The organism is Streptomyces sp. NPDC101237, from assembly GCF_044767465.1.
Classification (GTDB): Bacteria; Actinomycetota; Actinomycetes; order Streptomycetales; family Streptomycetaceae; genus Streptomyces; species Streptomyces gramineus.
The window spans coordinates 456,681-479,851 of record NZ_JBIWNY010000001.1 but is presented as its reverse complement, the minus strand read 5'-3'; the positions used below and the strand labels follow the sequence as shown (position 1 = coordinate 479,851).

General features: G+C 74.5%; 20 protein-coding genes. 9 read left to right on the top strand and 11 right to left on the bottom strand.

The window, feature by feature from the left end:
- Window positions 1-38: 38 nt before the first annotated feature.
- Window positions 39-566: an extensin gene (locus ACIRQ9_RS02230; protein ID WP_404166161.1), complete on the bottom strand. Its 528-nt coding sequence runs from the start codon at window positions 564-566 to the stop codon at window positions 39-41.
- Window positions 567-2,229: 1,663 nt separating this feature from the next.
- Here ACIRQ9_RS02230 and ACIRQ9_RS02225 point away from each other — a divergent pair.
- The 3 genes from ACIRQ9_RS02225 (at window position 2,230) to ACIRQ9_RS02215 (ending at window position 3,435) form a co-directional block, all read left to right on the top strand.
- Entirely contained in the window at window positions 2,230-2,565 is a 336-nt protein-coding gene (locus ACIRQ9_RS02225; protein WP_404166159.1) for a hypothetical protein, read from the top strand.
- A 54-nt stretch (window positions 2,566-2,619) separates the two neighbouring features.
- Window positions 2,620-3,093 carry a hypothetical protein gene (locus ACIRQ9_RS02220; protein ID WP_404166157.1) on the top strand — a complete coding sequence of 158 codons (474 nt, stop codon included), beginning with the start codon at window positions 2,620-2,622 and terminating at the stop codon, window positions 3,091-3,093.
- A gap of 174 nt (window positions 3,094-3,267) precedes the next feature.
- Entirely contained in the window at window positions 3,268-3,435 is a 168-nt protein-coding gene (locus ACIRQ9_RS02215; RefSeq protein ID WP_404166155.1) for a hypothetical protein, read from the top strand.
- Window positions 3,436-3,587: 152 nt separating this feature from the next.
- Here ACIRQ9_RS02215 and ACIRQ9_RS02210 read toward each other — a convergent pair whose 3' ends face one another.
- From ACIRQ9_RS02210 to ACIRQ9_RS02195, 4 genes are all read right to left on the bottom strand, one after another.
- Window positions 3,588-3,755 carry a DUF6760 family protein gene (locus ACIRQ9_RS02210; RefSeq protein ID WP_351316879.1) on the bottom strand — a complete coding sequence of 56 codons (168 nt, stop codon included), beginning with the start codon at window positions 3,753-3,755 and terminating at the stop codon, window positions 3,588-3,590.
- A complete protein-coding gene (locus ACIRQ9_RS02205) occupies window positions 3,752-4,237 on the bottom strand; it encodes a hypothetical protein (protein ID WP_404166153.1) in 486 nt (161 codons plus the stop codon). Before ACIRQ9_RS02205 ends, ACIRQ9_RS02210 begins: the two co-directional genes overlap by 4 nt.
- A complete protein-coding gene (locus ACIRQ9_RS02200; RefSeq protein ID WP_404166151.1) occupies window positions 4,237-4,680 on the bottom strand; it encodes a phage tail protein in 444 nt (147 codons plus the stop codon). Before ACIRQ9_RS02200 ends, ACIRQ9_RS02205 begins: the two co-directional genes overlap by 1 nt.
- A 62-nt stretch (window positions 4,681-4,742) precedes the next feature.
- Window positions 4,743-6,326 (bottom strand): phage tail sheath subtilisin-like domain-containing protein, encoded by a 1,584-nt coding sequence (locus ACIRQ9_RS02195; protein ID WP_404166149.1) that lies wholly within the window; start codon window positions 6,324-6,326, stop codon window positions 4,743-4,745.
- Window positions 6,327-6,581: 255 nt separating this feature from the next.
- Here ACIRQ9_RS02195 and ACIRQ9_RS02190 point away from each other — a divergent pair, with 255 nt between their 5' ends.
- From ACIRQ9_RS02190 to ACIRQ9_RS02180, 3 genes are all read left to right on the top strand, one after another.
- Window positions 6,582-8,675, top strand: coding sequence for a DUF4157 domain-containing protein (locus tag ACIRQ9_RS02190; RefSeq protein WP_404166147.1), 2,094 nt, complete (start codon window positions 6,582-6,584; stop codon window positions 8,673-8,675).
- A gap of 108 nt (window positions 8,676-8,783) precedes the next feature.
- On the top strand, window positions 8,784-10,226 hold the full coding sequence (locus ACIRQ9_RS02185) for a hydrolase (RefSeq protein WP_404166146.1): 1,443 nt from the start codon (window positions 8,784-8,786) through the stop codon (window positions 10,224-10,226).
- Window positions 10,223-11,662, top strand: coding sequence for an RICIN domain-containing protein (locus ACIRQ9_RS02180; RefSeq protein ID WP_404166144.1), 1,440 nt, complete (start codon window positions 10,223-10,225; stop codon window positions 11,660-11,662). The genes ACIRQ9_RS02185 and ACIRQ9_RS02180 overlap by 4 nt, the downstream gene beginning before the upstream one ends.
- 43 nt (window positions 11,663-11,705) lie before the next feature.
- On the opposite strand, the gene ACIRQ9_RS02175 is transcribed toward ACIRQ9_RS02180, so the two are convergent.
- The 3 genes from ACIRQ9_RS02175 to ACIRQ9_RS02165 all read right to left on the bottom strand — a co-directional run bounded on the left by ACIRQ9_RS02175 (window position 11,706) and on the right by ACIRQ9_RS02165 (window position 15,103).
- On the bottom strand, window positions 11,706-13,670 hold the full coding sequence (locus ACIRQ9_RS02175) for an ATP-binding protein (protein WP_404166142.1): 1,965 nt from the start codon (window positions 13,668-13,670) through the stop codon (window positions 11,706-11,708).
- Window positions 13,667-14,326 carry a DUF4255 domain-containing protein gene (locus ACIRQ9_RS02170; protein ID WP_404166141.1) on the bottom strand — a complete coding sequence of 220 codons (660 nt, stop codon included), beginning with the start codon at window positions 14,324-14,326 and terminating at the stop codon, window positions 13,667-13,669. Before ACIRQ9_RS02170 ends, ACIRQ9_RS02175 begins: the two co-directional genes overlap by 4 nt.
- A gap of 126 nt (window positions 14,327-14,452) precedes the next feature.
- Window positions 14,453-15,103: a LuxR C-terminal-related transcriptional regulator gene (locus ACIRQ9_RS02165; protein ID WP_404166139.1), complete on the bottom strand. Its 651-nt coding sequence runs from the start codon at window positions 15,101-15,103 to the stop codon at window positions 14,453-14,455.
- 383 nt (window positions 15,104-15,486) lie between these two features.
- On the opposite strand from ACIRQ9_RS02165, the gene ACIRQ9_RS02160 reads away from it, so the two are divergent.
- A complete protein-coding gene (locus ACIRQ9_RS02160) occupies window positions 15,487-18,216 on the top strand; it encodes a LuxR C-terminal-related transcriptional regulator (RefSeq protein ID WP_404166137.1) in 2,730 nt (909 codons plus the stop codon).
- Window positions 18,217-18,237: 21 nt separating this feature from the next.
- Here ACIRQ9_RS02160 and ACIRQ9_RS02155 read toward each other — a convergent pair whose 3' ends face one another.
- From ACIRQ9_RS02155 to ACIRQ9_RS02145, 3 genes are all read right to left on the bottom strand, one after another.
- Window positions 18,238-19,473, bottom strand: coding sequence for an amidohydrolase (locus tag ACIRQ9_RS02155; protein WP_404166135.1), 1,236 nt, complete (start codon window positions 19,471-19,473; stop codon window positions 18,238-18,240).
- Between the two features lie 137 nt (window positions 19,474-19,610).
- Entirely contained in the window at window positions 19,611-20,549 is a 939-nt protein-coding gene (locus ACIRQ9_RS02150; protein ID WP_404166133.1) for an MIP/aquaporin family protein, read from the bottom strand.
- 124 nt (window positions 20,550-20,673) lie between these two features.
- Window positions 20,674-21,339 (bottom strand): SDR family NAD(P)-dependent oxidoreductase, encoded by a 666-nt coding sequence (locus tag ACIRQ9_RS02145; RefSeq protein WP_404166131.1) that lies wholly within the window; start codon window positions 21,337-21,339, stop codon window positions 20,674-20,676.
- Window positions 21,340-21,448: 109 nt separating this feature from the next.
- Between ACIRQ9_RS02145 and ACIRQ9_RS02140 the strand changes: the two genes are divergently transcribed.
- Both ACIRQ9_RS02140 and ACIRQ9_RS02135 read left to right on the top strand, forming a co-directional pair.
- Entirely contained in the window at window positions 21,449-21,718 is a 270-nt protein-coding gene (locus tag ACIRQ9_RS02140; RefSeq protein WP_404166129.1) for a hypothetical protein, read from the top strand.
- 67 nt (window positions 21,719-21,785) lie between these two features.
- Window positions 21,786-23,159: a hypothetical protein gene (locus ACIRQ9_RS02135; RefSeq protein ID WP_404166127.1), complete on the top strand. Its 1,374-nt coding sequence runs from the start codon at window positions 21,786-21,788 to the stop codon at window positions 23,157-23,159.
- The last annotated feature ends 12 nt before the right edge of the window (window positions 23,160-23,171 follow it).

Sequence of the window (23,171 nt, the reverse complement as noted above, 5' to 3'; positions counted from 1 at the left end):
GGGGGCCTTTCTGTGGGGTGGGTGCGCGGTCGTCGTGGTCAGGAGCGGAAGTCGCGGAGCTTTCCCACGCGTTCGCGGTCGCGGCGGAGTTCGGTGCGGACGTGCCGGGTGATCCGGTCGATGATCCGGTGCACCAGGGCGTCCACCTGGTACTCGGTGAGGGCGCGCGGGTCGAAGCCGCCCTCCGCGACCGCCGAGTATCCGGGCGGCGGCTCCTCCGGGCCCGGCCCCGAACCGGAGGCGGAGTACGACGGCGGCTCGCCGGGCGGCGGCTGCCGCTCGGCCCGGGTCACGAGCGCCTCGGGCGGGACGGTGGTGACCGGCACGTCCTTCACCGCGGTCGCGGCGAGGGCGTCGCGCTGGACGGTACGAGGGCCCACGGGTGCGACGGGGAGCGGCGCGGTGGCGGATATCGGGGCGGTGGGCCGCAGCGGTACCGGCTCACCGGGCGTGGCGGCGGCGGTGCTCGGCCTGACGGGCAGGGCGGCGGCGGGAGCCACCGCGCGCTGCACGAACGGGAGGCGGGCGGCAGCGGCCGGTCCGGCGGCGGCCGGTCCGGCGGTCACGGGCGGGGAAGGCTGCGGACGGCGCTGCGCAAACGGCGGGTTGGCCCCCGGGAACAGGGCGCCGGGAGCCGCAGCCGGACCGGCCGCGGCCGGAGGGGTCGCGGCCGGAGGGGTCGCGGCGCGTTGGACGAACGGGGGAAGCGATGAGGGGGCCGTCGCGGGCTCGGCGGACGGCACCGGTGGTGGCGGTGTCGCCGGGGCCGCGGCGGAGAGGACGGGCCCGGGGTGTCCGGCCGACGGTGCCGGCGCATGCGGCGCGGCGGCTCGCGGCCCCTGGCGGGGTGCTTCGGCTGCCGGGCGCGGGACGGCGGCCTGGCCGCCCGACGCCTTCCGCTGCACGGGCGGCACGGCGGCACCGCGACCGGAGCGCCTCGCGGGAGCCGGGCTCGCGGCCGGTCCCGCGACGGGAGCACCGAGACCGAGGCGGGGCGCGGCGGGAGTGGGAGTGGGCGACACGGCGCGCTGTACGGACTCGGACACGGGCACGGAAGCGCCGGACGGGGCCTGGGCCCTGGCCGAGGCCGAGGGCGCCGCGGACGGTGACGGCGTGGTGGGAAGCGGCGGGGAGAAGGGACCGGTGGACGGCGCGACGGACGGCGCGTCACTCCGCTCGCTCGGGCGCGACGGGGCCTGCGGCTCGGCGGCCGAGGGAGCCGAAGGGGCCGAGGGAGCGGGAGGGGTGGTGGAGGTCGAAGGGGCAACAGACGCAGGAGGCGCGGCGGGCGGGGACGGTGCGGAGGGCGTCGTGGGCTTGCCCGTTGCACTCGCACGCTGCACGGTCGGCCCCGCGCCCGGCCTGCCGCCGCCCAGAGGAGCGGAAGCGTGGGCCGGGCCCGCGACGGGGGCGCCGAGGCCCGGTCGCGGACGCCGGGGAGCGGGTGCGGAGGCCGGGGCCGGGGCCGGGGACGGCGTCGACGCGCGGGTCGGGGCCGGACGGCCGGGTTCAGGGGCTGGGCTCGGTCCGGCTGTCGGGGCCGGGCCGGTGGCAGCCGCGCTCTCGGTCGCCCGGCGCTGTACCGGCGTCTCGCGGCCACCGCTCGCGGCCGGGGACCGCGCGGGCCGCCCGCTCGACGGCACGGCGGAAGGCCCGGCCGGGGGCAGGGCAGAGGAAAGGGGCCCGGCAGTGGCGGCGGCGGTGGTGTCGGCGGCGCTGCCGGTCGTGGACCGCGGGGCCGGACTCCCCGCCGTACGACCGCTCTCCGGACTCGCGGTCCGCGGTGCGGCCGGGCCCGGGGCCGTAGCGCGCTGCACCGGCGGCAGTGTCCCGGCGCCGGACATGCCGGAAGGCCCTGCGCGGTCCGGGGACACGGCGGATGGCGAGGGCTGCGGAGAAGGAGGCGACGACGGAGGCGTGGCCGCCGAACGCGGCGGTGTCGTCGGGGGGGACGTCGTGGGAGAGGTCCTGGGGGAGGTCTTCGGAGGAACCGCCGGGGAAGCGGGCGACGCGGAGGCAGCCGGTGCGGAGGAAGCCGGTGCGGCGGGTGGCGTGGCTGCCGGGGCAGGGGCCGGGGAAGCCGACGCGGACCGCTGGACGACCCGCTGAACGGGCGGGGCCGGGGCCGGGGCGGGGGCCGGGGAAGCCGACGCGGACCGCTGGACGACCCGCTGGACGGGAGGCGCCGGGGCCGGTGTCGGTGCGGTAATGCCGGGAGCGGGCGGGGCGGTGACCGGAGTCGTCAGGCCACCGTCGTGCGGGGGCGACGGGCGGCCGGAGTCGGCCGGTACCGGCTCCCCGGCGCCGTCCGCCGCCCTGCCACCGCCGGTCCGGCCACCCTCGCTCGCCGGTGTCCTGGGCGCCGACGGCAGCGTGCGCCGCTGCACGGCCGTCACCGGCAGGCTCGCCGGCGCATGCGTCAGCGCGCTGCGGCGCGGCTGCGCCGGAGGCGCGGCGGTGACCCGCGGGCCGGTGGCCGGAGCCGGGGCGACCGGAGTCGGCTGCGGCGCCCACGCCACCGGCACCGCGGGCGGGACGAGGGCCACCGGGGCGACCGAGCGCTGAACGGCGGCCACGGCACGGCGGCCGCCCGCGGGGCTCGTCGGGACGGACGCGGCGGTGGAAGCGGGCCGGGACACGGAGGCGCGCGGAGTCGACGAAGGCGCCCCCGCCTGCGAGGGCGACGAGGTTGACGGTGCTGAGGGAGTCGGCGCGGCCGGTGGGGCCGCGGACGTCGGAGAGGCCGGCGCGGTCGGCGCAGCCGTGGCCGCCGACGGTGTCGTGGTGGAGGGGGGCGAGGGCTGGGCCGACGGCACCGGCGTGCCGCTCCCGCCGCTTCCCGCCGCCGGTGCCGACGTCGTCCGCGCGACCGGGGCGGCACTCTGCCGTCCCGGCGACGGCACCCGCTGCACCGCCGCGGCACGCTGCACCACCGGACCGGCCGAACGGGCAGGACCAGGGGCACCGGGGGAAGCCGGACCGGCGGAACCGGCCGACGTGACCGGCCGGTTCGGCGCGGCCGGACCCGCCGTCCGCGCGGCACCGGACGTGCCCGCGGTCCCGGCGGTCCGCGTACCGGCACGCGCGGCCTGAGCCGGACCGCCGCCGCTCCCGGCCGGCGTCGCCCGCACCTCCCGCAGCGGCACCACCGGCACCGACGCCGCCCGGCCCGCGGCCGGACCCGCCGGTCCCATCGGGCCCGCCGGTTCGACGGGTCCCGCCAGCGGCAGCCGCTGCACCGGGCGTTCCAGGCCGGACACGGCTCCCGTGCCCGTCGGTCGCGTGCCGCCGCCGCTCGCCAGGGCCGCGCTCGACGCGCCGTCCAGGACCGCGTGCGACCGCATGCCCATGAAGGAGGGGTTCTGCCAGGTCGGCAGCCGGCCGCCGAACCCCGAGTCCGCGACCGGGCCGCCCGACGTGCCGAGGGCACGCTGAATCGGCGGCAGCCCGGACCAGGCCGCCGCCACCACGGGCCGAGGCGCCTCGACGGGACGCGGCGCCTCGGCCGCGGTCCCCGTGACCGCCTCGGCGCCGGTCCCGGAGCCGGCGGGCCCGCGCCCGCGCATCCGATCCCACAACCCCACTACTCAGCCCTCCGCTCCTGCGGAGGCCGCCCTGGTCACCAGAGACGCGATCTCCGCCGTGTAGCGGCGGCGGTCGGCGTGCTCCAGGTCCAGGATGTCCTCCAGGCTCCAGTGGAAGTGGTAGGCGACGTACGCGATCTCCTCGTGCAGCCGGTCGGTCGCGTACGTCACGATTCCCCCAGGCGGCTCCCGCCGAGTTCCACCTCGAAGGGCTCCGAACAGTGCGGGCAGTTGACCGCGGCCCGGGTGTGGCCCTCCGCGTTGATCTGCCGGTAGAAGTCCTGCAGGAACGCCAGGTCGGAGGCGAACATGTTCTCCACGACCCCGTCGTGGACGAAGGCGAGCGTGCCGAGCCGGGTGATGACCCGGCCCAGCAGCACCACCGACAGGAACGCCGGGTTCTCCTGGACGCGCACGTCCCGCAGCGGGATCAGTTCGTCCCGCGCCGTCGACAGGCGCATCACGCCGTCCCGGTGGACGGTGCCCTGCTCGTCGACGTACCCGCGGGGCAGCTGGAACGGGAACTCCGTGCGCAGCACCTCGACGGGTGACTCCGGTTGCCGGTCCACCTGTTGCCGGGGGGCCTGGGGCGCCGACTCCTCCGGTGCGAGCGGCGCGCCCACGCCTGCGCCCCTGACAGCCGAACGCCTCATTACTCGATGACCAGTTCTTCGAACGTGATGGTCACCGTCTCGGTCAGCGCGGCGGCCTCGCCCGCCTTGACCGTGCTGGTGTCGATCTTGCTGCACCAGGCGTTGCGCAGGTTGTAGCGCTTCACCGGGTTGTTCTCGAAGTCCATCATGATGATGGAGGCGTTCTTGCGGGCCGTGCCCATCTGGCCGTTGATCGACTCGTTGATCCACTGGGTGAACGACGAGGACTGGGTCATACCGCGGACCACCGTGCAGGTGCCGTTCTTCTTCACGCCCGGCAGGTTGCGGACGTGGTTCTTCCCGTCCGGCGTGTTCTGCTGGTAGGTGATGACGTCCTGCTCCATCGTCATGCCGCTGACCTCGGCGAGGTACTCGACCATCACGCCGTCGATCTGCAGGCCGAAATTGTGCGATGTGAGGGCGTCACCCGGCTGGAGACTCATGTGTCACTGCCCGTTCTTCTCAAGATTCCTGGAAAACAAGGGGGTCGGGACCCTGGGGTCCGCTACTCCTGGAGCTCGCCGCTGCCGCTGGAGAACTGGGCGAGGCGGAAGATCACGAACTCGGCGGGCTTGACCGGCGCGATGCCGATCTCGCAGATCACGCGGCCGACGTCCACGGACTCCGGCGGGTTGGTCTCCTCGTCGCACTTGACGTAGTACGCCTCCTCGGGCCGCTGCCCGAACAGGGCGCCGCTGCGCCATTCGTTGACCAGGAACGCGGAGATGTTGCGCCGGATGCGGGCCCAGAGGTTGTGGTCGTTGGGCTCGAAGACCACCCACTGGGTGCCGATCAGGATCGACTCCTCCAGGTAGTTGAAGTACCGGCGGATGTTCAGGTAGCGCCAGGCCGGGTCGGAGGACAGCGTGCGCGCGCCCCAGATGCGGATGCCCCGGCCCGGGAAGGCGCGGATGCAGTTGACGCCGATCGGGTTCAGCAGGTCCTGCTCGCCGCGGGTGATCTGGAGCTCCAGGTCGACCGCGCCGCGGATCACCTCGTTGGCGGGGGCCTTGTGGACACCGCGCTCGGCGTCGTTGCGGGCCCAGACGCCGGAGACGTGACCGGACGGCGGGATCAGCCGCGACTGGCCGGAGGCCGGGTCGAAGGTCTTGATCCACGGGTAGTACAGGGCCGCGTACTTGGAGTCGTAACCGGCCGTCTCCTGGCGCCAGACGCGGATCTGGCGGGCGTTGAGGCCGGGCGGCGGGTCGATGACCGCGACCCGGTCGCCCATCAGCTCGCAGTGCGCGATCAGGCCGAGCTGGACGGCCTTGACGGCCTCCAGGTCGATCGCGCCGCGCTGGTAGGCGGCCATCAGGTCGGGCACGGCCACCATGGACACCTCGTCGACGGCCTCCAGGCCGCCGAAGCCGGTGCGGTCGGCCGAGTCGCCGAGGTACTCGGCGGGGCCGGGGTGCGAGCCGGCGTCCTCGACGGGGGAGGCGGACGCCGGGGACGGGGCGGGGGCCGCGAGGGCCACCGTCTGGTTGTCAGGACGGACCAGCTGTGCGGCGGGCGCGGCCTCGGTCAGGGTGATGAGCTTGGAGCGCTCCTTGACCTGCGTGACGACGTAGTTGCGGCCGCCCTTCTTCGCGGTCACGTCGTAGGTCTCGACGGCCTTGCCGCCGTCCTTGACGACCAGCTTGAAGCGCTCGGCGGGGCCTTCGCCCTCCGGGTCGGAGACCTCGACGCTCAGGTCCCCGGAGGCCAGCGCGCTCACGGTGAAGGTGCCCAGCTGCTTGGCCTCGCCGGGGGGCAGCGCGGCCGGCGCGGCGGCGCTGCCGACGGCGGCGGGCGCGTCGGCGGTGCCGTCGGCGCCTTCCCGGGTGCCGCCGACACGGACGACGTAGGCCGCCGAACCGCCGTTGTTGAAGAAGCCGTAGACGGAGTGCGCGAGGTAGTACCCGTCGGTGAACTCACCGAAGGACGCGACGTACTGCGTCCAGTTGGTCACCAGCGTCGGCTCGTTCAGCGGACCGGTCGGGGCCAGGCCCACGAAGGCCGCCACCGACGTGCCCACCCCCTCGATGGGGCGCGAGCCGCTGGCCACCTCCTCGACGTAGACGCCGGGCGACAGGTAGGACGGCATGCTCTGCTCTCCTCGGGGTACGAGACAGGAACGTTCCCACCCTCACGCGCGAAGCGCGTGTCCCGAAACGTCCTCCGGTGCCTGTTCGCGGGCAACCTTGTTGCCCGCGAGGGCAGCCCGTGCGGCCCGGACATCCCTTCGCCCCGTCCGCGTGCCCACGTTCCTGCCCCCGCGGCCCTTCCGGTGTCCGGCGCACGCCGGGTACGGAGGAGACAGGCCCGTGTCCACGGGCCGCCGACCGAACGGGGACCGGGTATGCGCACCGAAGCAGAGAACCGCTCGACCGCCGAACGGGCCGGCGGACCTGTCCGCCCGCCGGCCCGGCCCGCCGCCGCGCCTCCCCCGCTGACCGCGCTCCAGGGGGCCGCGGGGAACGCCGCCGTGACCCGTGCGATCCAGCGCGCCCGTCAGGACGCCGGGCCGGAAGGACAGACCGGTGAGGGAGCATTACCCGGTCACCGCACGCCGTCGGTCGCGGACGCGGTCGGCTCGCCCGGTGTGCCGCTGGAGCCCCGCATCCTGCAGCGCGCGGAGAGCGCCTACGGCATGGACTTCGGCCATGTGCGGGTCCACAGCGGGCCGGTCGCGCAGCGGTCGGCCGAGGAGCTGGGGGCGCGGGCCTACACCACCGGCCCGCACATCGTGCTCGGCGGGAGCCGCGTCGCCGACGAGGTGATGTACGAGGAGGTCGACCACGTCCGCCAGCAGGCGCTGGGCCCGGTGCCCGGCACGGCCAACGGCAGGGGCGAGAAGGTCTCGAGTCCTGACGACCCGTTCGAGCGGAGCGCCGGCTCCAACGGCCGCAAACTGGCCGGGGGCGCGGCGCCCGACCTGGCGCTGCCCGGCTCCTCCGCGCCGCCCGCCGGCGCGGTGCAGCGCAGCCCCGTCGAGGGCGTCGCCGTCCAGCGGGCCGACGCGGACCGGCCGGGGCCGCTGGCCACGGCCGAGCACGCGGAGCCCGGTTCGCCCCGGTCCTCGTCCGGGGCGTCGACCCCGCCGTCGGCCGGGATCCCGGCCATCGCCCAGCTGGCACGGCTCATCGTCGGCGGCACCGACGTGATCAGGAACAAGCAGGTGCGGAGCGTGCTGCACCGGCGGGTGCGCGGCGGCCCGAGCTTCACCGACCAGGAGCTGGCGGCGATCGGGGCGGTCGAGGCCGAGGATCCCAAGTGGCTGAAGACCGTCGGCATCGGCACCCGCGCCGAGGCCGAGGCCTACATCAAGGCGGGCGACTTCAGCAGCTGGCTCCAGCAGCCCGAGGGCCGGCGGCTGCTCGTCGCCACCCTGCGCTGGCGGCAGCACGTCGACGACCGTGCGGCGGGCAAGCCGCCGGCCAAGGCGGGCCGCCCGGACTACCAGATGGGCCGCCACATGGCCATGCACGCGGAGGAGACCCCGGAGGAGGAGAAGGAGCAGCTGACGGGAGAGCGGAACGAGCAGATCTTCCAGACCTTCGTGAAGACCCTGCTGCCGCCCGGCATCAGCGACGACGTGCCGGACGCGGCGAAGCACAGGGCGCGCGTGCAGCGCGGCACCGAGCTGCTGACCAAGATCTTCCTGATCCTGAAGGAAGGGCTGCAGGTCTTCAATCCGGAGACGAGGGTCCACGAGGACTTCGAGGACGACGTGGCCTTCGCCCTGGCCTTCGGCGGGCGCGTCAACATCCGCATCCCGCAGCTGTCCGACGGTCAGCACGGCTACGAGCTGCCCCAGTGGCTGCACATCACCAAGGAGGACCGCAGGTTCTGGCAGCCGAAGTCGACGCCCGAGGATCCGGTGTACCGGCGGGCGTTCGGGACGCACCACATGGAGATCGGCGACAACCAGAAGGACGGCACGCGGGGTTCCTTCGTGGAGAAGGGCGAGCTCGGCGCCACCTTCAAGAACACGATCGATCCGCACACCCACCTCTACGGCCTGCCCCTGGCCATCGGAGGCATGGGAAACCTCGACTACCACGGCGACACCATCCTCCCGAACGAGTCCTACGGGCACGTGTTCATGGGCTACAAGCCCCCGACCGACAAGCGGGACGGCGCCCTCCAGGTCGGCATCGAGACCGCGGGGCCCAGCGGCCGGACCCCCGACGGCTACGAGCACGGTGTGACCAGCAGTGAGAGCAGGAACAACCCGGTGAGCCAGGTCGGCGGCCACAAGGACGACAAGCCCGGCGGCAACGCGCCGCTCAGCGAGAGCCAGCGCTACGTCGACCTCAAGCAGTTCGGTGACTGGGTGCAGAAGCTGAACGAGGTGGACGCGACCTGGCGGCAGGAGTTCGACAAGGCGGGGACCCACGCCGAGAAGGCGGCCCTGTACCGGGACCTGATCGGCAAGCGCTCCGCCTCGTAGACCGGCGGGGCGCGGGCGTCCGCGGGGGCAACGGGTCCGGCCCCTGCGGCGCCGCGGTCTGCCCCGCGGTCCGCTGTGCCGGCTTCGCGCGCCGCATAGCGTCGGCGCGTGAGCCTGTGGACTTCCCTGGAACCCGCCTCCGCGACCGTCGACCCCGGGTCCTCGACCCGCGTCCGCCTGCGATTGCGGAACACGGGTGACGTCGTCGACGAGTACCACTTCGAACCGGTCGGCCCGGTGTCCCCGTGGACGACGGTCGAGCCCCGGACGCTCCGCCTCTACCCGGGGACGACCGGCTCCGTCGAGCTGACCTTCGCCCCGCCCCGCACCTCCGACGCCACCGCAGGACCCAACCCGTACGCGGTGCGCATCACGCCCACCGAACACCCCGAGGCCGTCACCGTCCCCGAGGGCAACCTCACCATCACGCCCTTCACCGAGTTGCGCGCCGAGCTGGTGCCGCCGACGGTCAAGGGCCGCTTCCGGGGCCGCCCGAAGCTGGCCATCGACAACCTCGGCAACACCAAGCTCACCGCCTCGGTCGGCGGGAACGACAACGGCGACCAGCTGGTGTACGACATCCACCCGAGCAACGTGCAGATCGAACCCGGCCGGGCCGCCTTCGTGAAGGCCACGCTCAAGCCGCGGCGGATCATCTGGTTCGGGCCGAAGGAGCAGCGGCCGTACCGGCTCGTCGTGCAGCGGTCGGGCGTCACGCCGGAGCCCGTGGACGGGACGTACATCCAGCGCGGTTTCCTGCCCCGCTGGCTGGCCACGCTGTTCGGCACCCTGCTGGCCCTCGCCATCACCTTCGCGCTGATCTGGTTCAACTACAAGCCGCAGGTCAAGAGCCTGGCCGAGGAGCAGATCCAGGAGGCCGGGGTCAGTTCGATCGCGCCCAGCCCGTCGGCCACCCCGACGCCGCCGCCGGCGCCCAGTGTCACGGCCGCCGTGCCGCCCCCGGCGCCGGACTCCGGGAGCGGCGGCAACGGCGGTGGAGGCGGCGGCGGCGGGGGTGGCGGCCGTGCGACGGCCACCGTGACCGCCAAGCCCAAGCAGGACACCGCGGCGACCGCCGTGAACCGGCTCGCCGCCGACGACCCGTCGGGACGGCACATCTGCTACCGCGCGTTCGTCCGGGGCAGCGGCTGGCAGAAGCCCGTCTGCGACGGCACCATGGCCGGCACGGTCGGCAAGAACGTGCCGATCAAGGCCATCAACATCGCCGTGTACGGCGTCCAGGGCTCCGCCGCCAACGCCTTCGTCTACGACCCGCAGTCCACCAGCGGCCAGGGCAGGTGGAAGCCGAACTGGACGGCGATCGTTCCGGACGGCAAGGACAACTACATCGGCGGCACGAAGGCGGCCGATCCCTACATCGAGGGCTTCGCCTTCAACGTCGGCAACGGACAGGGCTGCAACTACGCGAAGGTGCGCGACCACGACTGGGGCGACCAGTGGTGCAAGGGCGCCCGCCCCGACCTCGACTTCGTCGGCACCCTCGACAACACGCTGTGGCTCGAGGCCTTCAAGCTGACGGTGACCCCATGACCCTGTGGACCTCCCTGGAGCCCGCCTCCGCGACCGTGGACCCCGGGTCCTCGACCCGCGTCCGCCTGCGGCTGCGGAACACGGGTGACGTCGTCGACGAGTACCACTTCGAACCGGTCGGCCCCGTCTCCCCCTGGACGACGGTGGAGCCCCGGACGCTCCGCCTCTACCCGGGGACGACCGGCACCGTCGAGCTGACCTTCGCCCCGCCCCGCACCTCCGACGCCACCGCAGGACCCAACCCGTACGCGGTGCGCATCACGCCCACCGAATACCCCGAGGCCGTCACCGTCCCCGAGGGCAACCTCACCATCACGCCCTTCACCGAGGTACGGGCCGAGCTGGTCCCGCCGACGGTCAAGGGCCGCTTCCGGGGCCGCCCGAAGCTGGCCATCGACAACCTCGGCAACACCAAGCTCACCGCCTCGGTCGGCGGGAACGACAACGGCGACCAGCTGGTGTACGACATCCACCCCAGCAACGTCCAGATCGAACCCGGCCGGGCCGCCTTCGTGAAGGCCACGCTCAAGCCGCGGCGGATCATCTGGTTCGGGCCGAAGGAGCAGCGGCCGTACGTGCTCACGGTGCAGCGGGCGGGCGTCAATCCACAGCCTGTGGACGGCACGTACATCCAGCGCGGCTTCCTGCCCCGCTGGATCGCCACCCTCTTCGGCACCCTGCTGGCCCTCGCCATCACCTTCGCGCTGATCTGGCTCGCGTACAAACCGCAAGTCAGGAGCCTGGCCCGGGAAGAGGTCCAGGAGGCGGGCGTCAGCTCGATCGCGCCGAGCCCCACCGCCAGCGCCCCCCTGGCCGCCCCGCCGCCGCCCTCGCCGACACCGGTCGAGCAGCCGACCCACGAGGAGAACACCTCGGGCAGTCAGTCCGGCGGAGGCGGCGGGCAGGCCCAGCCGTCGCCGAAGGAGACGAAGAAGAAGGCCCCGAAGCCCGTCGTACCGGCGTACAACGTCCTGCTGCGGAACACGACGACCAAGAAGTGCGTGGACATCCCCGGCTACGAGAAGGGGACCAGCGACGGCCCGGTGCGGGAGTTCACCTGCAACGAGACCACCGCGGACAACCAGCTGTGGAACCTGGAGGTGCGCTACCCGAAGGGCGGTCCCGGCTCCGCCGCGCTCTTCCAGATGCGCAACGTCAAGGACCAGCTGTGCATGGACCTGCCCGGCAACGGTTCCGCCCGCCTGTCCGCGCCGATCACCGAGTTCAAGTGCGACGGCACCAAGGCCGACAACCAGCTCTGGTGGATCGACAGGCAGCCGGGCGGCGCCTACTGGATCCGCAACTTCGCCAGCGACAACCTCTGCCTGGACGTGGCCGGCTACAGCACCGGTGTCAACGACACCAACCTGACCCTGTACTACTGCTCGCGCACCGACGACCAGGAATGGCTGATCGTCCATCCGTCGAAGGACTAGGTCCCGTCCGCGCGGTCCGGCGACCCGTGCGGCGGGCGGCGGGTCACCAGGTGCCCGGCACCAGGCGGCCCGCCTTGCGGTACTCGCGGCGGGCGCCTTCCAGCAGGTCCGCGGCCGTGACCGGTTCCCCGGACCCGGCGGCCAGATAGGCCGCGGTGACCACGGCGCTGCGGATGGCGCCGCCGGCCAGCTCGAAGTCACGTGCCAGCGGGCCGAGTTCGATGTCCGGCTCGCTCGGCACGTGCACCAGCCCGTGCCGCCACAGCGCCAGCCGCTGCTCCTCCTCCGGGAACGGGAAGTCGACCACCAGGTCCAGGCGGCGGGTGAAGGCCTCGTCGATGTTGGCGCGCAGGTTCGTGGTGAGCAGCGCGATGCCGTCGAAGGCCTCCAGGCGCTGCAGGAGGTAGGCCGACTCCAGGTTGGCGTACCGGTCGTGGGCGTCCTTCACCTCGGAGCGCTTGCCGAAGACTGCGTCCGCCTCGTCGAAGAGGAGCACGGCGTCGGTGCGGTCGGCCTCGGTGAAGATGCGCTCCAGGTTCTTCTCCGTCTCGCCGACGTACTTGTCGACGACCGAGGAGAGCTGCACGACGTAGAGGTCCAGGCCGAGTTCGGCGGCCACCACCTCGGCGGACAGGGTCTTGCCGGTGCCCGAATCACCCGCGAACAGGCCGAGCACACCACGGCCCCGGCCGCCGCCGGCACTCAGCCGCCAGTCGCCGAGGACCCGGTCGCGGTGGCGGGCGCGCAGGGCCAGTTCGCGCAGTTCGGTCAGCGGGCGTTCGGGCAGCACCAGGTCCCGCCAGTCGACGGCGGGCCGGATCCGGCGGGCGTGCTGTTCGAGCCCGGACGCCGACTGCTGGCGGGCGGCCAGCCGCACGTGTGCGGCGGTCAGCCCGGTGCCGTCGAAGGCGGCGAGCGCCTGCGCGGCGCGGGCCGCGCGGATCAGCCGGTCGCCCGCCAGGTGGTACGGGGCCACGGTGGCCGCCAGGTCGAAACCCGAGGTGCCGGGCAGCACGGCGGCCCAGGTGTCGGCGGCCACCGCGCGCCGGGACGGCACCTCGAGGACGAGCGGGTCGCCCTGGTCGCACCACTGCGGGTCGTAGGGGTGCGGGCTGGTGATCAGCACGGTGACGTCGGTGGCCCGGTGCAGCTCCGTCACCAGGGCACGGGGCAGGGCCGCGTCCACGAGCACCGCCCGGCCGGTGAGGCGGGCCTCCCGGAGCAGCTCCGGGACGTGCGCCTCGGGGCCGGTGTAGTGCAGCGCCTCCGTGCCGGCCAGCCGCAGCGCGGCCGTCGCACAGCCGAGGCCCTCGCCCTCCCGGCGCTCCCGCAGGTACCCGAGGAGCGGCCCGGCGGCGATCCGGCCGGCCAGCCGCCGCACGAACTCCTCGTCCTCCCCGGTACCGGGTCCGCTGCCGTACGACGGCGTCCGCAGGTGTCCCGCCAGGGCCGGGTCCGGGGTGTCGTCGCCGAGGAGGTGGGACAGCACCCGGTCGGGAACGCGCAGCGACCGGCTGAGGAAGGGGCGTTCGGGCTCCTCGACGACGAGCAGGCCGAGCGCGGTGAGCGGGGCGGCCGGGTGGAAGCGGGCGCGGGCCTCGGCGAGGTGGGCGGGGACGCCGAACAGGTCGAGGGCGAGGGCGACGGTGGCGCGGCGTCGGCCGACGTCGTCGTTCAGGTAGCCGTACAGCGGCTCGAAGGTGCGGTCCAGGTCCGGGGCGAGCGCGATGAGCAGGACCGTGGTGTCGAGCGGGCCGAGCCCGAGGCGGGCGGCGAGTTCGGCCAGCCGGTCGCCGAACTCCGTTTCCAGTTCAGGGAGTTCGGCCGGTGTCATCGGCCGCAGCAGGTGCCGTACCGCCTCGTCGGAGAGGTAGAGGCCGCGCAGCGGGTCGCCGGCCGTCGGGTCGTCGGCCGCACGGTGGGCGACAAGGGCGGCGGCCCGGTCGCGCAGGCCGGCCAGCCGGGTGAGCAGCGGCGCGGCAGGCGTCAGGGAGACGTCGAGGGTCACGCCCGGTTCCCCCGGGCGGCCTTGGCCTGGGCGATCTGAGCGGGACGGTGGGCCCGCTCCTCCAGGACCGGCGCGTCCTCCTCCAGCCCGGCGCGGACGCGGACCACGGCGCCCTCGGTGACCGGCGGACCGGCGTCGTACTCGGGGTAGGCCGGGAAGGGAGCCGTGATGACGACGTCCAGGGAGGGCTTCAGCTCACCGCCGAGCGCGGACCAGATCTCGGCCAGGGAACGGGCCTCGGTCTGGATTCCGGCCACCGAGAGCGCCACCGTCAGCCCCAGCCGCCGCAGCGAGGGCGGCAGTTCGTCGGGATGGATCAGTTCCCTCGGGATCAGGGTCGCCAGCACGACGCTGATCAGCCGGTGTTCGTCCTCGGGCCGCTTGGTCCACGCCGTGACCAGGTAGGACAGCCGGAACCAGCGGGGCGGCTGGCGGCGCTTGACGACGACGTCCCGGTCGTCCCGGATGTCGACGTGCCCGCGCTGACGGCGTTTCACGTCCTCGCGGATGTCGTACAGATAGCTGTTGATCACCGGGCCGTTGCGGCGGGCCGCCCAGTCCCGGGTCGGGGCGTCGAAGGAGATCTCGATGCCGGAACCCTCCAGGGCGCCACTGGTCAGCATGTTCCGCAGTACCTGGTCCACCTCGTGGATCACGCCTGACTCACCACCCCATGGACCTGTCCGCACTCATGTCCCATCCTGCCCTCCGGCCCCGCCGCGCCCGCAGGAACAGCCGGGCACACCACGTTGCCCGGGAACCGATGCGTGCTGCCCCTTCGGTCAGATGTAGCCTTCCCGGAGGGCATGGGCCACGGCGTGTGCCCGGTTGCGCAGGTGCAGCCGGGTCGTCAGCCCGTGCATCACGTTCTTGACGGTGCGCTCGGAGTAGGACAGCTTGCTGGCGATCTCACCGGTGTCGAGGCCCTCGGCGACCAGTCGCAGTACGTCCACCTCGCGGGCGGACAGCCCGGAGGCCGGGGCGCCCGGACGGCCCGCGGCGTTACGGTGCAATGTGCCGACCTGGTTGATCAGCCGGCCGAGCAGGTCGGCCGGCAGGTCGCCGTCGCCGCGCGCGGACGCGAGCACGGCCTGCACGAGCCGCAGTTCGGTGGCCTCGTGGCGCCAGACGATGGCACCGACCCCGCACTCGATCACGTCGAGCAGTTCGGTCTCGCGCAGTGCCCCGACCACGAGCACGGCCCGCGCGCCCTCGCTGCGCACGACGCGGCGCAGCCGGGTCAGTTCCGGTTCGCCGAGGCCGTCGCTGATGAGCAGGGCCACCGTGCCGGGGCCGGTCTCGGACTCCTCGCGCAGCTCGATCTCCGGGTGCCGGCGCAGCTGGCTGAGCGCGCCCTCACGGGAGATCGGGTCCGGTGCGTACACCGCGACGGGCGTACGGGTGACCGCCGTCGGTGAGCTGTTGCTGGCCAACCGCTTCCCCTATGTCCACGTGCTCGTCACCCCTGAGGGAACGGTGACGGGCGGGAGTACCCAGCCTGATGGGACCAAAGGGGCAACGACAATCGTGGACGACCACGAGATGGACCACGAGATGTCCGGGGCGGCCGGGACCGTGGTGCGCCGCGGGTGCGCCGCGGCCGGTCGCCCGGTCCCACCCGAAAGGGGCGCGGGGAACCGCGCGACCGGCCCCCACCGGCCCGCGGTGAACCACGGCCCCCTGCACCGTCGATTGTGCCGACCCGGCAACAAAGCCGCCCCCGGCCCCGGCTTCCCCGAACCCGTCCCGCTGCCGCCGCCTCTAACCCCCCGGGCGACGCCCGAACCCGCCAGCGCACCGCGAGGAGCCAGGAACGATGCAATCCTCCCCTGAACTCGTCCACGCCATGCGTCTGTTGACCGACGAGGCCGCCCGCACCCGGACCGGCGCCGGCCGCCTCGTGCTGCTGCGGGGCGCCACCGGGACCGGCCGCACCACCGTCCTGGAGGCCGTGGCCGCCCAGGCCCCCGCCCTCGGCCTCAGGACGCTGCACGCCCGCTGCTCGCCCGCCGACACCGGCATATCCTTCGCCACCGTCCTGCAACTCCTCGGACCGGTGCCGGAGTTCGCCGACCTCGCGGTGGACGGCGACGAGCGGGCGACCGCCGCGGGGCTGTGGCGGGTGCTGCGCGCCTACGCCGAGGACTCGCCGCTGCTCGTCGCCGTGGACGACGTGCACCTGGCGGACGGCCCCTCCCGCCGCTGGCTCGTGGAGTCCGCCCGGCACATCGACCGCTTACCCATCCTCCTGGTCGTCGGCGAACGCAGCCAGTACGACCTGGACCCGCCCGCCCCCGGCTTCGCCCACACCCTCCCGCCGGCCCTCGTCCGCACCCACACCCTCGCCCCGCTCACCCCGGAGGCCGCGGCCGACCGGGTCCGTGACGCCTTCCCCGGCGCGGACCGGACCTGGGTCGAGGACTGCGTGCGGGCCGCCGCCGGCAGCCCGCTGCTCCTGCGCGCCCTGCTGGACGACCTGCGCGAGGCCCGGCACCCCGCGGTGCCTACCGCCACCGCCGCCCTGTACCCGGGCGCCTACCCGGGCGCCGTGCGCTGGTGGCTGGACAGTGCCGGACCGGCCACCGCCGAGGTGGCCCGTGCCCTCGCCGTCCTGGAGGAGAACGCCGGTGCCGCGCTGCCCGACGTCGACATCACGCCGCTGCTCGCCGAACTGACCGGCGCCGATCCGACGCGGGTGGCCGGGTGGCTCACCGCCATGACCAACCTCGGGCTGCTCACCCCCGGCCCGGACTGCCGTCCGCGCTACCCGCACCCGCTGCTGCGCGACGCCGTCCTCGCCGGTGTGCCCGCGGCCCGCCGCCGGGCCGTGCACCGGGCGGTCGCCGAGGCGATGCTCCGTCACGACGCGCCCGCCGAGAGCGTGGCCCGGCAGCTGCTCGCGACCGGACCGGTGACCGCGCCCTGGGCGGTGTCCCTGCTCCAGGACGCCGCCGCGCTCGCCCTCTTCGACGACCGGGCCGAGGACGCGGTCGGCTATCTGCGCCGGGCCCTGGACGAACCCCTGTCCGACGACCGCCGGCAGCGGCTGCTGACCGAACTGGGCTCGCTGGAGTACGCGGCGCCGCGCTCCTCCGCGGCGATCCCGCGGCTCGCCGAGGCGGTCCGGCTGCCCGCGCCCCCGCAGGACCGGGTCCGGGCGGCCGTCGCCCTCGGCACCGCGCTCACCGGCCGGGGCCGGACCCGCAGGGCCGTCGAGGTGCTGCGGTCCGTGGACGGCGAACTGAACGACCACCCCGACCTGGTGCGCACCCTGCACACCGCCACCGTCCTCCTCTCCGACCAGGACCAGGAGATCCGGCAGGAGGTTTACCGCCGGCTGTCCGAGACCGCCGAGCGCTCCCCCGAGCTGGTCGGCTCCGCCGGACAGGCCCTGCTGGTGCGGCACGCGGCCTCCGCGGGCCTCACCTCGGCCCGGGACGCCATGCGGCGGCTGCGCGCGCTGCTCGCCGAGCCCACCGACCCGCTCACCGAACCGTTCCTCGTCGGCACCGCGGCGACGGTCGCCCAGTGGGCCGACGAACTCGACGAGGCCGCCCGGCTGGTGGACCGCGGCCTCGCCGGACAGCGCCCGGACCTGCTGCACCCCATGCACCAGGCCCTGATCAACAGCCGGTGGGACATCGCCGCGGCCCGCGCCGACTTCACGGACCCGGTGGCCGCGCCGGAGTCGGTCACCCCCGGCAACGCCCACGCGCACATCCTGGTCGCCCTGGTGGAGACCGGCCGCACCGCACAGGCCGCACAGCTGGTGGCCGGGCTCGACCTGCGGGAGGCGGCGGACTCCTGGGAGCTGAACCGGTACCTGTACGCACGGGGAGTGGTGCGGGCCGCCGACGGCGATCCGGCGGCGGCGCTGCACGACTTCCTGGAATGCGGCCGCCGCCAGTCGGCCCGCGAGGTCCACAGCCCCGTGGTCACCCCCTGGCGGACGGCCGCCGCCGAGTGCCGGCTGGCCCTGGGCCGTCCTCTCGAAGCCATCGCGCTGGCCGAGGAGGAACTGCGGCTGGCCCGGATCTGGGACACCCCGCGCACGGTGGGCCGGGCCCTGCGCGTTCTCGGCACCGCGACGGGCGGCCGCCGCGGCCTCGAACTCACCGAAGAGGCCGTGGCGGTGCTGCGCGACGGCGGCCCCGCCGGTACGGAACCGGCCCGCGCGCTGCTCGCCCTGGGCCGCCAGCTGACCGCCGCGGGCGAGGCCGCGCGGGCCCGGGACCGCCTGCGGGAGGCCGTGGAACACGCCGAACGGCTCGGTGCCGTACGGCTGGCGGAGCTGGCCGAGGAGCTGCTGCGCAAGGGCGGCGCCCGCTCCCCCCGGCGCCGGACCGGCGCCGGCTCCCTGACCGGCAGCGAGCGCCGGATCGCCGAACTCGCCGCCGAGGGACGCACCAACGGGGAGATCGCGGCCCTGCTCCACCTGGCCCGCCGTACCGTCGAGACCCATCTCACGCACACGTACAAGAAGCTGGGCATCCGGCGGCGGGCCGACCTGCGCCCGGCGCTGGAGCAGGGCGCCCGGCGCGGGTAGCGGTCGCCCCCGGGGCCGGGGTCAGGGCGCCAGCCAGTGGCCGGCCGCCGCGAGCAGGGCCCGGACGCCCGTCTCCAGGGTGGGTTCCTGGACGGGTGCGAAGTGCGGGGAGTGGTTGGAGGGGATCTGCGGCGGGATGCCGTCGCGGACCAGGGCCTCCAGGTCGACGTCCGCGAAGAGCTGGTGGCCGGTGCCGCCGACGAACCAGAACACCGAGGGGACCCCGAGGGCCGTGCCGAAGGCGCCGAAGTCCTCGCTGTTGGGGACCGGCGAGGTCAGCTCGAAGGTGAGACCCGGGAACTCGGCGGCCAGCGCGGCCTGTACGGCCTCGGTGGCGGCGGGGTCGTTGTGGGTGACCGGGAAGGAGTCGACGGGGACGATCTCCGGTTCCCGCGGCGCGGCGGAGGCGGCCGCCTCGGCGCGGATGATCCGCTCGACCGCCGCCAGCACCCGTTCCCGTACGGCCGCCGTGGTCGACCGTACGCTGATCTTCAGCTCGACGGTGTCCGGGATGATGTTCTCCTTGGTGCCGCCGTGGATCGAGCCGACCGTGACCACGGCCTGCCGGCCCGCGCCGACCTCGCGGGAGACGACCGTCTGCAACCGCATCACCACGGCCGCCGCCATGACCACCGGGTCGACGGTGGCCTCCGGCGTGGATCCGTGCCCGCCCCGCCCGAACAGCGTGACCCGCAGACTGTCCGCGCCCGCCATCAGCGCACCCGCCCGGGTTCCGACCAGCCCGGCGGGCGCGGCGGCCACGTGCTGGGCCAGGCACACGTCCGGCCGCGGGAACCGCTCGGCGAACCCGTCGGCGAGCATCTTCGGCGCGCCGCCCACCTCCTCGGCCGGCTGGAACACCGCCACCACCGTCCCGCGCCAGGCCTCCCGCACCGCCGCCAGCCGGTCGGTCGCCCCCAGCAGCCAGGTGACGTGCATGTCGTGCCCGCACGCGTGCATCACCCCGTCGTTCCCCGAGGCGTACGGCAGCCCGGTCTCCTCCCGCACCGGCAGCGCGTCCATGTCGGCCCGCAGCAGCACGACCGGGCCGTCACCGTTGGCCAGCACCCCGACCACTCCGGTGCCGCCGACCCGCTCGGTGACCTCCCAGCCCTGGTCCCGCAGCCGCCCCGCGACCACGGCCGCGGTCCGCTCCTCCTCGAAGGACAGCTCCGGATGCGCGTGCAGATCCTCGTACAGCGCCCGCAGTTCGGGGAGCTTCCCGGTCAGTCCGGCCGACAGAGGGCTGATGCTCATGGCGTCGTCTCCAGAGGTGGATGGCGGTGCTTGCCCGACGAGTCTCCACCGTCACCGCCCGCGGGAGACGCCCGAGCGCTCCTTTCACGCCCCGCCGGACGCCGCACGCCCCGCCGCGGACCGGGCTTCCGCTCCGGCTACGGCTCGTCCGTGGTCGGGCGGGTCCGACCCGGCTCCGGCACCTGGCCGCGCTCGAGCCGGGCGTACAGGACGTCACCGATGAACAGGTCGTAGATCAGCACCCCGATCACGCCGCCGACCAGCGGGCCGACGATCGGGATCCACCAGTAGCCGGTGAATCCGGCCCCGTTCCCCGGGAACGCGAGGCTCTTCCACCCGGCCAGCCAGGTGAGCACCCGCGGCCCGAAGTCGCGGGCCGGGTTGATGGCGTAGCCGGCGTTCGCGCCGTAGGACATGCCGATGGCGGTGACCGCCAGGCCGATGACGAACGGGCCCAGGTTGGACCCGACGGCCGTGTTGCGCAGGTCTATGACCGCGACGACGAACATGACCAGGAACGCGGTGCCCACGATCTGGTCGATCAGCGGCCCCCAGATCCCGCCGTGGAAGTACGGCGCGGGGAAGGTGGCGAAGATGGAGAAGGTGGCCTCGGTGTGCCCGCCCACCTTCGGTGGCTTCGACGCGGCGTCGAACGCGTTGATGGCGTCGTGGTAGACGAGGAAGACCAACGCGGCCCCGGCGAAGGCGCCGAGGACCTGTGCCGCCCAGTAGGGCACCACCTTCGCCCACGGGAACCTGCGGCGCACGGCGAACGCGAGCGTCACCGCCGGGTTCAGATGGGCGCCGCTGACCCCGCCGGCCACGTAGATGGCGAAGGTCACCGCCAGGCCCCAGCCCCACGCGATCAGGAGCCAGTCACCGGCGGCCAGGAAGATCGTCGTGGGCGTCTCCGCCCGGCCCGAGCCCGGCAGCGCGGCCACCGCCATCGCGACGGAACCCGCTCCGAACGCGATGATGACGAAGGTCCCGAGGAACTCTGCCAGGCACTCACCGAGCAGGCCTCCACGGCTTCTGAGCCGGGAGGGCTTGAGGAGAGGAGGTATTTCCACAGCCATCGCTGGCCCCCTTTAGCCATCGCTGGCTCCCTGAGGGGAGCAATCGGGCCGAACACCGTGACGACCCACAAATGATGTTCGCGCAGATTCGCCCGTTGCGCCCGGCGGAACCTCCCCCGGCGCGCTATCCGTCGAGGTCGTCGGCGTAGTGCCGGAAGCCGTGCCGGTCGCGGTGGATCGCCCAGAGCGTGTCGGCGAGCACGGCGGGATCCTTGCGGGCGTGTCCCTCGACGATGGCCCCGGGAATCACCAGTTGCGCCACGTGGACGCCCTCGCCGGCGAGGGCGTCGTGCAGCAGGTGCCCGTAGGCGCTCTCGGCGGCGAAGGCGACGGAGGTGCCGGCGCGGTCCGGGTGCGGAATGACGGCCGTACCGCCGTTGACCAGGAGGACGGTCCCGCGGCCCAGTTCCCGCATCCCCGGCAGCACCTGCCGCACCGCGGCGACGGGTCCGTACACCGAGAACTCGACCGGCCCGACCAGGTCCGCGTGGGTGGTCTCCAGGACGGGACGCATGAAGTCCCGCTGCGGCACCGGGCTGTACTGCAGGATCTCGACGGTCCCCAGCTCCTCGGCCGCCCGCTCCAGGGCGCCGGCGAGGGCGAGCGGATCCCGTACGTCGCACGGGTATCCGCGGGCCTCGACACCGAGACCGGCCAGCTCCGCGGCCATCGCGGCGAGCCGGTCCGCGTCGCGGGCGAGCAGCGCGACGCCGTGCCCTTCCCGCCCGAACCGCCGGGCGACGGCGGCCCCCAGCCCCGGCCCGGCTCCCACGATGGCGATACTGCTCACGGCGTGACTCCTGACGGCCGGCGCGACGAGGTCGTACGTAGCTCCGTACCGCGCCGCCGCCGGCTTCACACGTGTTCCGGCCGGGGAGACCGCAGGCCACACTGCCGTCATGCCCATACTGATCGCGGCGATGGCCGCGGTGTCCGTGCTCGCGGCGGCCTCTGCCGTCGTCAAGGCCCGCAAGGGGCGGTGGTGGGACGCGGCTTCGGTCGTCCTGCCGGTCCTCGGCGTCGATCTGGCCCTGCTCGGTGCGGGACGGTGGGCCGGCCTGCCGCTGTTCTGGGCGGGGGCCGTACTGGTCCTCGCCGGCTTCGGCGCGGAGGGCTGGTCGTACCTGCGGACCCGGAACGCGGAGCGGGCGCGGCAGCCAGGCCGGTGACGGGTGCCGCGTCACCCGTACGGCCGTCGTGGGCTCGTCGGCGCGGGCGCTCCGGGTGAGGGTGGCGGTGGTCGCGGCCACCGTGTCCGATCCGCCGTCCGGCAAGGCCGCACGCGGCCCGGTCGTCGGCGACGAGGAGGCACGGATGGCGGACGCCGGGTCCGAGCGGGCCGAGTGGGAGGAACTGCGGGGACGGCTGTCGGCGCTGGAGGACGAGCGGGCGCGGCGGTCCTCACGGCATCGGGGCCGGTCCCTGCTCGGCGCCGTCCTCGTCGTCCTCGGCTGTCTCCTCGCCCCGCTCGCCGTCGTCGCCGCGTGGGCCGCCGACGTGGTGGGCGACACCGGCCGCTACGTCGCCACCGTCGAGCCGCTCGCCTCGAACCCCGCCGTGCAGGACGCGGTCGCGGACCGGGCCACCGACGCGCTGATGAGCCGCCTCGACCTGCCCGCGCTGCTCGCCGACGTGACCCCGGCGGACCGGCCCCGGCTGCAGCAGGCGCTCGGCGGCAGGCTGGGCGGCGCGCTCGAAGGGGCCGTTCGCGACTTCGTCCGCGACGAGGCCCGCAAGGCCGCCGCGTCGGACGCCTTCAAGACCGTCTGGACGGACGCCAACCGTCGGATCCACAGCAGCCTGGACAAGGCCCTCACCGGCAGCGGCGGCGGTGCGGTCCGGCTGACGGACGACACCGTCACCCTCGACCTCGGCCCTCTCGTGGACCAGGTGAAACAGCGGCTCGTCGACGCTGGCCTGACCCCCGCCGAGCACATTCCCGCCGTGCACACCGACTTCACCCTCGTGCGGTCCGACCGGATCGCCCGGTACCGGACGTACCTGCGGCTGCTGCAACTCGCGGGCAACTGGCTGCCGGTGCTGGCCGTCCTGCTGATCGCCGCCGGTGTGCTGCTCTGCGTCCGGCGCCGCCGCGCGCTGGTCGCGGGCTGTGCGGGGGTCGCGGTCGCCACCGGGCTCCTCGGCGTCGGGCTGAGCGTGTTCCGCACGCTCTACCTGGACCGGCTGCCCGCCGACGTCTCCCCGGCCGCGGCCGGGGCCGTCTACGACGCGCTGGTCCACTTCCTGCGGACCACCGTGCGGATGGTCGTGGCCGTGGCCGTGGTGGTCGCGCTCGGCGCCTGGCTCACCGGTCCCGGCCGGTACGCCGGGCTGGTACGACGGCTGTGGTCGGCCGGGATCGGCGCGGTGCGGACCACCGCCGACCGGGCCGGTCTGCGGACCGGCCCGGTCGGCCCCTTCGTCCGCCGCCATCACGCCTGGATCGGCGGGCTGCTGGTCGCCGTGGCCCTGGTGGTCTGGCTCCTGTGGTCCTACCCCACCGGCTGGGTGGTCGTCGGCATCACCCTGTGCCTGCTGGCCGCCCTGGCGGTGGTGGAGTTCCTGGCGTCGCCAAAGCCGGGGAACGGGCCTCCCGGCGGGCCCGGGTAGGTGCCGGGCGCG